Annotated in this window: 9 protein-coding genes; 7 read left to right on the forward strand and 2 right to left on the reverse strand. The window is 61.7% G+C overall.

Annotated elements, in window-relative coordinates; all coding sequences use genetic code 11:
* Positions 1–88 precede the first annotated feature (88 nt).
* Entirely contained in the window at positions 89–463 is a 375-nt protein-coding gene (locus tag ACK5L9_RS17700) for an IS630 transposase-related protein (RefSeq protein ID WP_416912783.1), read from the reverse strand.
* Between the two features lie 868 nt (positions 464–1,331).
* On the opposite strand from ACK5L9_RS17700, the gene efeU reads away from it, so the two are divergent.
* Genes efeU through efeO (ACK5L9_RS17720) form a run of 4 tightly spaced genes read left to right on the forward strand, consistent with a single transcriptional unit; the run spans position 1,332 to position 5,495 of the window.
* The gene (efeU, locus tag ACK5L9_RS17705; RefSeq protein WP_416912775.1) at positions 1,332–2,147 is read left to right on the forward strand and encodes an iron uptake transporter permease EfeU; all 816 of its coding nucleotides are present in this window, start codon (positions 1,332–1,334) and stop codon (positions 2,145–2,147) included.
* On the forward strand, positions 2,140–3,318 hold the full coding sequence (efeO, locus tag ACK5L9_RS17710) for an iron uptake system protein EfeO (RefSeq protein WP_416912776.1): 1,179 nt from the start codon (positions 2,140–2,142) through the stop codon (positions 3,316–3,318). The genes efeU and efeO (ACK5L9_RS17710) overlap by 8 nt, the downstream gene beginning before the upstream one ends.
* A gap of 1 nt (position 3,319) precedes the next feature.
* Positions 3,320–4,633 (forward strand): iron uptake transporter deferrochelatase/peroxidase subunit, encoded by a 1,314-nt coding sequence (efeB, locus tag ACK5L9_RS17715; RefSeq protein ID WP_416912777.1) that lies wholly within the window; start codon positions 3,320–3,322, stop codon positions 4,631–4,633.
* A gap of 40 nt (positions 4,634–4,673) precedes the next feature.
* Positions 4,674–5,495: an iron uptake system protein EfeO gene (gene efeO, locus ACK5L9_RS17720; RefSeq protein WP_416912778.1), complete on the forward strand. Its 822-nt coding sequence runs from the start codon at positions 4,674–4,676 to the stop codon at positions 5,493–5,495.
* Between the two features lie 510 nt (positions 5,496–6,005).
* Here efeO (ACK5L9_RS17720) and ACK5L9_RS17725 read toward each other — a convergent pair.
* Positions 6,006–6,845, reverse strand: coding sequence for a LuxR C-terminal-related transcriptional regulator (locus tag ACK5L9_RS17725; protein WP_416912779.1), 840 nt, complete (start codon positions 6,843–6,845; stop codon positions 6,006–6,008).
* A gap of 191 nt (positions 6,846–7,036) precedes the next feature.
* On the opposite strand from ACK5L9_RS17725, the gene ACK5L9_RS17730 reads away from it, so the two are divergent.
* From ACK5L9_RS17730 to ACK5L9_RS17740, 3 genes are all read left to right on the forward strand, one after another.
* On the forward strand, positions 7,037–8,266 hold the full coding sequence (locus tag ACK5L9_RS17730) for an acyl-CoA dehydrogenase family protein (RefSeq protein ID WP_416912780.1): 1,230 nt from the start codon (positions 7,037–7,039) through the stop codon (positions 8,264–8,266).
* A gap of 3 nt (positions 8,267–8,269) precedes the next feature.
* Positions 8,270–8,854, forward strand: a complete 585-nt coding sequence (locus tag ACK5L9_RS17735) for an NAD(P)H-dependent oxidoreductase (RefSeq protein WP_416912781.1) — start codon at positions 8,270–8,272, stop codon at positions 8,852–8,854.
* A gap of 14 nt (positions 8,855–8,868) precedes the next feature.
* The coding region (locus tag ACK5L9_RS17740; RefSeq protein ID WP_416912782.1) for an alpha/beta fold hydrolase at positions 8,869–9,285 on the forward strand (417 nt) is incomplete at its 3' end.

A 9,285-nucleotide genomic window follows, 5' to 3' on the forward strand; every position in this document is an offset into this window, starting at 1 on the left:
GCAGCGGTGTCCTCGTGCCGAATAGCCATGGGTGCGGGGCATGTCGGCGGCAAATCCGGTTTCGTCCAGAGAAAGGCTGGGCCGTCCATCACTCGGATCTCGCGCAATCTTCTCGCGGAGGGCTTGCGGCGCGGCTTCGTCCGACTTCGGGTGCGTCGGCGATTTTTTCATATGTGACGCCGAGCGCCCTCAGCCCGTTCCAGATCGCCTTCGGTGTGACCTGGAACCGCGCCGCCCGTTCATATTGGTAAGCGTCGGGGTGGTCCCGAACGTCCTGCGCCAGCTTTTCCAGATCGACCTTGCGGGGACGCCCCTCACGTGTCGCCTTGGGCTCAGGCGACTTCGCCCATCGCGTCAAACTGGCAACCCCGACCGAAAACCGCGTAGCGGTCTCGGCAAAGGTCAGCCCTTCCTTCTCCCGAACGGACAAAACGTGGCGGCGGAAATCAAGTGAATACGTCATGACACACAAATAATCAGTTTAAGATCGCTTGGCTATATCTCGCCTCTCCCAAGGACGAGGGCCAGGAGTTCGAACCGCGTATCCTGCGGATATTCGAGGCTGGCCATCGGGCCGAAGACATCGTCGCGATGGATTACCCCGCGCTCTGGGAGAACAAGGCGCTCGGCGCGTCGCGCTGGAAGAGGATGTGGTCAGGTCAGCGCCCGCCGCCGCAGGAAGCCTGGAGGCGACTGTCTGTGGAACATAGCTGACGGAAGCCAATTGATCATCAAATTGGCGCAGCATCATCGTAAAATCAAATGGTTATAGCCTGACAACATAATCAAAACAAAATCATCAGGCTATATCGCAAAGGACATCCTGTTCGGACCGGAACACCTCCAAGCGCGTGCCATTGATCGGGAGCTTCGCTGACGCGGATTTCATCAGGGCGCGCAGCCCAAGCGCTGCAAATCAGACGCCGTATACATGGCCGCAACCGACCAGACGCCCGATGTGACCGAACAGCCCTTGCCCCGCGGGTGTCATCCATACACGGTCCGAGCCCAATGGCGAACGGAGCGGCAAAGACCCGCCGGGCGTGCTCTACTTCTACGCCCCCGGCCGCGCGGGCGCGCATGATCGTTGAGGGGTCCGGGCTATGGTCGCGAAGTACCGCCGAAATTTCCGATTAATGTTGTCAAGAATTTGGCTGGCGTGTAAAACCAGCTCCTGAACATGCCGAAGGTCGCGTTTACGATGCGGCCGCAGGGTGATGAAAGCGCGTTTACAGGAAGAATGAGGGTATGATGGTTGCCAGGATGAACGAACGCAACGCAACCCGTTGCATCCGTTGTGAGGCTGAAGTCTTGCGTTGCGGTTCCCACTGATGCTTGCACCCTTTCTGATCATGCTGCGCGAGGGGCTTGAGGCGGCGTTGATCGTCGGGATCATCGCCAGCTATTTGCACAAGACCGGCCGTGCGGCATGGATGCCGGCGGTCTGGGCGGGCGTGTTCTTTGCAGCTGCAGCAGCGCTGTTCGCGGGGGCGGGCATCCAGTTGCTTGCCGCCGATTTTCCGCAGCGCGCGCAGGAACTGTTCGAGGCATTGATCGGCGTTGTTGCCGTTGTCATCCTGACATGGATGGTGTTCTGGATGCGCCGGGCAGCACGTTCGATCAAGGGCGAGTTGCAGGGGCAGGTCGATGCCGCACTGGCCAGCGACGCGACGGGCTGGGCGCTGACGGGCATGGCCTTTCTGGCGGTGGCTCGTGAGGGGCTGGAATCGGTCTTTTTCCTGCTGGCCGTGTTTCAGCAAAGCACCGGCCCCGCCGCGCCGGCGGGGGCGCTGGCCGGGCTGCTGGTCTCGGTCATCATCGGCTGGCTGATCTTTCGCTGTGGACTGCGGCTGGATCTGCGCAAGTTCTTTCTTTGGACGGGGATTTTCATCCTGTTTGTCGCTGCGGGCATTCTGGCGGGCACACTGCGTAACCTGCACGAGGCCGGTGTCTGGAACAGTCTTCAGGGCGTGGTCTGGGACAGCAGCCTGATTCTGCCGGTGTCGTCAGTGGTGGGCACGATCCTGTCGGGGATATTCGGCTATCTCGACACACCGACAATTGCCGAAGTGGCGGTTTATGCCCTTTATCTGTCTGTTGTTATGTTCTTTTTCCTGCGCCCTGTGAAAGCCGTAGCTCATGCCTGATCCGCACCCTTCCTCTCCCTCCGGTCTGCTCTGGGTGCTGGTCCCGGTCGGTGCGGCGCTGGTTGTCGCAGGCATGGGCGCCTTCTGGTGGGCCTCGCAACGCAATCCGGGGTCGCCGCAGACCGGTCGCTTCGAAACCGTGACCGTGACAAGCCAGACCTGCGACCCGATGGAGATGACCGTCGCTGCTGGCCGCCGGTCCTTTGAAATCACCAACGCATCCGACCGACCCGTCGAATGGGAAATCCTCGATGGCGTGATGGTGGTGGCCGAGCGCGAGAACATCCTGCCCGGCTATAAATCCGTGCTGAACGTCAACTTGTCGCCGGGCGATTTCGCGATCACCTGCGGGCTGTTGACCAATCCGCGCGGGGTGTTGCATGTGACCCATTCCGAAGAGTGGTCCACCGAAGCCGCACAGGTTGAACTGCGCGATTTCCTTGGCCCGCTTGGGGAATACAAGGTCTATCTGATCATGCAGGGCGCGCAGGCGGTCAGCACCGCCGAGGCGCTGCGCGACGCCATCGTCGCGGATGATCTGGCGGCGGCGCAGGCGGCGTGGATTGCGGCGCGCGCGCCCTACAAGCGGATCGAGCCGCTGGCCTATCGCCTCTCGGATCTGGAAAACACCATTGATCCCTTGGCCAATCTTCTGGCAGCGCGCGAAGCCGATCCAGCCTTTACCGGCTATCACCGGCTGGAATATGGGCTTTTCGCACAGGGTACCCTGGACGGGCTGGCCCCCGTCGCCGACAGGCTGGTCGCCGATCTGACTGACCTGAAGGCGCGGCTGTCGGGCTTTACCATCGACCCCGCGCTGCTGATCGCGCTGCCCGGCGATATGGCCAGCCAACTTGCCGAAGGCAGGATCGTGCAGGGCGAAGATCACTATGCCGGCGCCGATCTGGCCGATTTTGCCGCCAGTCTTGAGGGTATCGCGAAACTGTCCGGCCTTCTGGAAGGCGTCGTCGCACCGGTCGATCCGGCGCTGAAGGATGCTCTGGCGGCGCAGATCGCCGCGACGCAAGCGGCGCTGGACGGGCTGAAGCAGGAAGGCAGCTTTCCGGCTTATGACAAGGTCGGCGAGAAAGACAGGAAGGCGCTGGCGAAAGCCTTTGCCGATCTGGCGGGCACGCTGGATCGCTTGCAACCAGCCATCGGAGGGATCTGACATGAGCGATGATACGCAAAACACGCAGACCGGCACAGGCTGCCCGATGGCCAGCCGCAGGCAGGTTCTGGGTGCCATCGGCGGCGGGGCACTGCTCACAACCGGCGGCGGTATGGCATGGGCCGAAACCCCACGGACCCCGGCCCATGTGGCCGATGCCCCCACAGGCGACGCGCAGACCGCGCGGCAATCACAGCCCTGGACCGGGACGCATCAGGCGGGCATCGCGACACCGCGCCCGGCCAATGGCATCGTGGCTGCGTTCAACCTGGTGCTGTCAGGCCCCGCAGATACAGAGCAGTTTTTTCGTACACTGACGGGCCGCATCGCCTTTCTGACGCAGGGCGGGCCGGTACCGGCGCGCGACCCAAAATTGCCACCCGCCGATTCCGGCATTCTGGGCGATACGGTCGCGCCCGACAACCTGACCATCACCGTGGGGCTGGGGGCATCGTTTTTCGACAAGCATGACTGGATCGCGGACGGACTGAAGCCCAATTCGCTGGTCCGAATGGAACAGTTCCCCAATGATGCGCTGCGCTCTGAGCTGTGCCATGGCGATCTGTCGGTGCAATTCAATGCCAATACGCAAGACACCTGCATCCATGCGCTGCGCGACATCATCAAGATCCTGTCGCAATATCTGGTCTTGTCCTGGATGCAGGATGGCAATGTGCCGCCCGAAATCCCCCCCTCTGATGGCAGCCGGGCCCCAAGCGCCCGCAATTTCCTGGGGTTTCGCGACGGCTCGGCCAACCCTGATACCAATGATGCCGCGCTTATGGAACAAATCGTCTGGATCGGCGCCGATGGCGACGAGCCGGACTGGGCGACCGGCGGAACCTATCAGGCGCTGCGCATCATCCGCAATTTCGTCGAGCGTTGGGACCGCACACCGTTGCAAGAGCAAGAGGCCATCTTTGGACGCCGCAGGATTTCCGGTGCACCGCTGGCCGGCGGGTCGGAATATGACGATTTCGACTATGCCGACGACCCTGACGGCGACATCACCCCGCTTGACGCCCATATCCGGCTGGCCAATCCGCGCAATATCGGCACGCTGCCCTTCATCCGCCGCGCCCTTAACTATTCCAACGGTGTCGAGAAAAACGGTCAGATCAATCAGGGGCTGCTGTTCATTTCCTATCAGCGCGATCTGAACACCGGCTTTATCGACATCCAGAACCGCCTGAATGGCGAACCGCTGGAGGAATATATCAAACCTGTCGGGGGCGGATATTTCTTCATCCTGCCCGGCGCGGTGGATGCCAACGATTATATCGGACGAACACTCGTGGAAGCCATCAAACCATAAGCCACCACGCAAATCAGACTCAACAAGACAGGAGTTCACGATGAGCATGACACGAAACCTGGGAACAACGGCACTGTTGGCGCTGCTGGCCACGCCCACCCTGGCGCAGGACGCCACGCTGGATCTGGTCGGGCCACTGGCCGAATACAAAATTTATGTCGCTGAGAACACAGCCGAACTTGTCAAGAGTACAAGCACCTTTACCGATGCGATCAAGGCTGGCGATCTGGAGACGGCAAAGGCGCTGTTCGCCCCCACACGTACCCATTACGAGGCGGTGGAACCCATTGCCGAGCTGTTCTCGGATCTTGACGTGGCCATCGACGCGCGTGCCGACGACTATGAACAGGGCGAAAAGGATCCCGGTTTCATCGGCTTTCACCGCATCGAATACGGGCTTTGGGATCAGGGCAGCACCGAGGGTCTTGCCGATTATGCCGACGGGCTGATGGCCAATGTGATTGATCTGAACGACCGGATCAACACGCTTACCTTTCCTCCCGAGATCGTAGTTGGAGGCGCTGCCGTGCTGATGGAAGAGGTCGCCGCGACCAAAATCTCGGGCGAGGAAAATCGCTACAGCCGCACCGATCTGTGGGATTTCGAGGCGAATTTCCAAGGCTCGGAAAAGATCTATGATCTGATCAAGCCGCTGATCGCCGGCAAAAATGCCGATTTCGTTGCCTCGACCGATGCGAATTTCGCGGCTGTCTATGAGGTTTTGTCCAAGTATAAAACGGATGACGGCGGCTTCGTGTCCTATGAAAACCTCAGTGATGACGACCGCAACCTGCTGTCGGCCAAGGTCAACACGCTGGCCGAGGATCTTTCGACCCTGCGCGGTATGCTGGGGCTGAACTGACGGGATTTGTCTCTAAAACAAGAGAGAAAGTCGCATCAGGCGCCTTGCGGGCGATCATTCGGAACACCGTCGGGAAGGTGTCATGCGACGGGACGCATGCTTCAGCTATACAATACGGCGGGGCGGGACAAGTTTGCGAAGACGAAGTACCGGGTAACGAACCGGGCGGAGTATAACGGAGCGCTCTGCCAGCGCGGTGACGTCACGATCTGGTTCAGCGCGGATGCGGTGGCCGGATGGCCTAGCAGAAGGCCACCGGTCATGGCCAGAGTTCTCGCGGCGAGGCCCGGATCGGGCGCCACAAGCAGGTCATCGGACCGAACCTGCGCGGTCGCAAACTGGAGACCCAGACCACCGAAACAAAAATTGCCACCCGCACCCTGAACCGCATGACGATCAGCGGAAAGGGGCCTGTGCGAGCAAAACTTTATTCGCGCAACACGGTCGTCCATGACAGCACAAAAACGGCACTGAGCCAGTGAGCCCCAGCCGTCGATGCTTCAGGTTTCGTCAAAAATATTCGGCGCACCGGCGCAGGTCGGCAGACCTTGGGCGGAAGGTGGCATTCAGCAAGGCTGCTTCTTGGGCGGAACGCGTGACGCCCGGTTCCTGCTTTTGCAAGCGCAACAGGGCAGCGGCAATACTGGTGCGGTTCCGCACCGAAAGCCGCTGGCACAAGTTTGAGATATACTCCTTCACCGTATGGGGCGAGATGCCGAGAAGCCGTGCAATCTCCTTGTTGGTGCGGCCCTCGCAGACCAGATGCGCAACTTCAGCCAGGCGTGGCGGCATAATCATCGCCAAGGAAGGAGTCGCGGACACATTGGCCGGAGGGGCCGGATCGGCGGCCAGGCGCCAGAGCGCCAGCGAGGCAGACCGGCAAATGTAATCCAGCCGCTCGGCACGCAGCGCCGGTTCCTCGCGGGGCGCAACGCGGTCGGCGGCATAGAGAAAACCTATCAGTTCCGCCCCGACATAGAGCGGACCGCACAGATTGTCGCAGAAGCCCCAGCGGTTCAGCAAATCTTGCATCAACCTGATGTTCCGCCCCTGTGTGCGGCGCAGGCTTGTCCCGATGACGGAACATCCTGTCTCCATGATCCGCTCGATCATGGGATCGCGCATGGCCAGCTCGCCCGCATATTCCTCCAGGAACCCGCGCGGTGCGTTGTGGCTGTAGAGCAGTGCCGGGCCATGCGCCTCGCGCAGGTAGAGCCCCATCGCCGGAGCGCCAAGCAACGCATCCACCGCCACGTGACAAGCGGCCCCCAGTTCAGTCTTGCTATGACTGGCTGCGACCGAAATGACATGATCGGCCAGAAGGTCGTGCGATGCGGCTGTCACGGTCATCTCGTGCCCTTTGTCGAGTTGGGTTTCCTGTCGCACCGGCAAGTCTAGCGCTGCTTTTGCAACCTGTCCAAATCTTACTTCTGGCCCGCCCATCCCCCCATCCGGGGGGGTTGGGACAAAGTCATCTGCGGCGCAATCTCGCTTAGATAACCGGCTTATGATGTGCCGGACGCACAAAACAGGGATCGACCATGAACGCTTTCGCTTCCCCCTGGGAGTTCTCCCCGGGCACCGATGCCGCAGAGCTTGCCGCACGGCTCGACGACATTCTGCCGCTGGTCCGCGAAAAGGCGAACGAGGCTGAGGCGCTTGGCCGGATGACCGACGAGGTCGTGGCGGCGCTGCGCGCGGCAGGCATCTATACCATGCTTTTCCCGCGTGAGGTCGGCGGGGCCGAGCTTCTGCCGGTCGAGGTGGTGATCCTGCTCGAACGCCTGTCCCACGCTCATGCCTCGGCAGGCTGGTGCGCCATGGTGAACAACATGGAAGGCACGACAATGGCGATCTTTCTTGCGCAGCAGGGGATCGACACCGTTTTTGCCAAACGGAAGGATATCACCATCGCGGGCAATGGCGTGCCGCGCGGCTTTGCCCGACCTGTGGACGGCGGCTACATGATCAAGGGCAACTGGGCCTATGGCAGCTCGATCTTCCATGCGGAATGGATTCATTCCGGCTGCTTCGTCATGGATGCCGAGGGCCAGAACATGGTGATGACGGCGAACGGCTCGCCCAAGATCGTCGTCTGCCACCATCCCCGCTCGACCATCAAGCTTCTGGGCAACTGGGACGTGTTGGGCCTGCGCGCCACTGGCAGTTTTGACTATACGTTGGCGGCGGACGAAGAGCTGTTCGTGCCGCATCACATGCTTTACGATTTCGACATCAGTGCGCCACGCAGGGGCGGGCCACAGGGCAATCTCGGCCTCGCCGGATACAGTGCGTTGGTGCATACCGCCTGGGCCACCGGGGTCGGACGTCGCATTCTCGACGAGTTGGCCGAGGTGATTCGCACCCGCACGGACCCGTTTGGACCTTCGGCCGAGTCCGCCAGCTTCAAGTTCCAGTTCGCGCAGGCCCATGCCCGCTACCGAGCGGCCCGCGCGCTGGTGTTCGAGACCTGGCGGTCCGTCTCGGACAGCGCAATGCGGGACGAGGCTCCGTCGCTGGAGCAGATGACCATGGTGAAGCTGACGTTACGCCATATCCATGATGTGATTTCCGAGGTCGGAACCTTCGCTCATCGGGCGGCCCGCGGCGCTTCGCTGCACAACACGCCGATGCAGCGCTTCTACCGCGACATCCATGCCGGCACCCAGCATATCCTTATGGCTGACCAGATCGTCGAGGAATGCGGGCGCAGCCTGCTGGGCCTTGCCGGGCCGGAGGCGAAATGGACCGTCTTCGGGGTCAATGGCTGAGCCATGGCCGCAGTTCCAACTCCCGCGCCTGTGCGGGCCGCTCCGCGCATCGTTGCCTTCATCGGCAGCGCCCACCCGGCAAAGGCACATCTTCTGGTCGATTCGGTCTGCGAGGCGCTGCTCTCCGGCTTCGGCCTCAATGTAGAGCGGCGCGACCTGTCGAATGCCGGGTCTGGGTCTGGACTGCTGACACTAGACCGTGCGGCACTTGATGAGGGTTGGCGCGACCTGGTGGCAGCAATCGAAGACTGCGACGGGCTTGTGGTCGGCATGCCGGTCTTTCAGGGATCCTACCCCGGTCTGTTCAAGCATGTGTTCGATCTGATCCATCCGGCAGCGCTGCGTAACAAGCCCGTGCTGTTGACAGCCGTGGGCGGCGGGTTGCGCCATTCGCTGATGGTAGAGCACCAGTTGCGCCCGCTCTTCGGTTTCTTCGAGGCCGCCACCGTTTCGTCCTCTATCTACGCCTGCACCGAGGAAATCGTGGCTGGCAGGGCGCCTTCCGGCTTGCTCGCCGCACGTATTGCCAATGCAACCGCACAATTCGCGGCCCTTACCCTGCGCCCGGCGACGCGGGCCAACCCTTGATCGAGGATCGCCCCATGCTCCCCGTTGTTCCGACACCCTCAGGCTTCACCCGCGAGACGCATGACATCAACGGCACCAAAACCGTGCTGCTGGCTGGTGGAAGCGGACCCGTGCTGGTCTTCCTGCACGGCACCGGCACCTTCCCCGGCTTTGCCTTCGCCACGGATCTGGCGCGGACCCATCGTGTCCTCATCCCCTTCCACGCCAACTTCGGCGAATCCGGCGACAACCCCGCCATCGCATCGGTCGAGGATCATGTGCTGCATTACATGGACCTGTTCGACCGGCTCGGCCTTGACCGGTTTGCGCTGTCGGGCTTTTCCTTCGGGGGCTGGCTGGCGGCAGCCTTTGCCATCCGTCAACCACAACGCATCACCAGGCTGGTGCTGGCCGCCCCGGCCGGATTACAGGTGGACGCGGCACCGCCCGCC

Source organism: Paracoccus sp. (in: a-proteobacteria), from assembly GCF_047973135.1.
Lineage (GTDB): Bacteria > Pseudomonadota > Alphaproteobacteria > Rhodobacterales > Rhodobacteraceae > Paracoccus.